Origin of the sequence: Paenibacillus sp. UNC451MF (genome assembly GCF_000686845.1) — a bacterium.
Taxonomy (GTDB): Bacteria; Bacillota; Bacilli; order Paenibacillales; family NBRC-103111; genus Paenibacillus_S.
The window spans coordinates 1-1,013 of record NZ_JMLS01000076.1 but is presented as its reverse complement, the minus strand read 5'-3'; the positions used below and the strand labels follow the sequence as shown (position 1 = coordinate 1,013).

At 46.4% G+C, this 1,013-nt stretch carries 1 protein-coding gene and 1 pseudogene; one reads left to right on the top strand and one right to left on the bottom strand.

The window, feature by feature from the left end; all coding sequences use genetic code 11:
- Window positions 1-201, top strand: a pseudogene (locus BP97_RS40830) (VOC family protein); the annotation flags it as partial.
- Between the two features lie 140 nt (window positions 202-341).
- On the opposite strand, the gene BP97_RS0130950 reads toward BP97_RS40830, so the two are convergent.
- On the bottom strand, window positions 342-986 hold the full coding sequence (locus tag BP97_RS0130950; protein ID WP_051621077.1) for a peroxiredoxin family protein: 645 nt from the start codon (window positions 984-986) through the stop codon (window positions 342-344).
- Window positions 987-1,013: the final 27 nt, after the last annotated feature.

The window sequence follows — 1,013 nt, the reverse complement described above, 5'->3', positions numbered from 1 at the left end:
AACAAAGATACATGGAATACCTATGCTTACGTAAAAGATCATGAGGGTCTTGATGCTTTATATGAAGAATTAAAAGCAAATAGAGCTGTTATAGCTAAAGAACCTGTAATTAGTGAACATGACTGGGGCGTATGGAAAGAGTTTTCGGTTAGTGACCTGGATGGATATTTAATTGGCTTCGGCTCTGGGATGAAAAAATAACATCACAAAACAGGCTGCCGACATCAAATGGATCGGAAGCCTGTTTCGTTAACGAGCCGAAATAATAATTATCTTGGATTGATGGCAGCGGGGTGTGGGAATCCCCCCAACGGTCTCATGACACGACATCTCTTGAAGGCTCAAAGTTTCTTCAATTGATCGATGATTTCCTGAGGCTCCATCCTCACCATGAAGTCCGGGGTGACGTAGACGTGGCGAACGATTCCTTCCTTGTCGATAATGTATGTCGCAGGAACCGGCAGCACCCAGCGTTCGGTTTTATTGAACTCGGTGAGCTCCAGTCTGAGTGTATTTTTGAAGGTGTTTTGAAGGTAATCAGGTAATTCAAACAAAAGCTTATAGCTATCGGCGACACGGCCATCCGGATCGCTCAGCACCTGAAAGGTCAGTTGTTCTTTCTCCTTCTGGGTCAGCGAGTTGTCGGGGCTTTGCGGAGAGATGGCAATCAACTGGCCGCCTTGCTTTTGAATCTCCAAGAGACATTGCTGATAGGCTCTAAGCTGGATATTGCAGAACGGACACCAGCTGCCACGATAGAAGGCCAGGACAACGGGACTTTTGGCAACCTCGTCATATAGGGTCACTTGCTCGCCGAACGGATTGGTCAACGTAAAATTCGGGGCTTTGTCCCCTTCCCTCAAACCGAACACGATACCGGATTGCTGCTGCTCCTTAATGTGGAGAAAAATCTTCTCCTGGGCCTCTGCGGGTACTTTTGCAATGAAGCCCGCCTTAGCTTGTTCCAATTGTTCTTTAACCGACATGATACAACTCTCCTTTTTGAATGAATT

Bases quoted from the DNA above. Each gene is read 5' to 3' on its own strand.
- BP97_RS0130950 (WP_051621077.1), bottom strand. From the start codon at position 986: ATGTCGGTTAAAGAACAATTGGAACAAGCTAAGGCGGGCTTCATTGCA.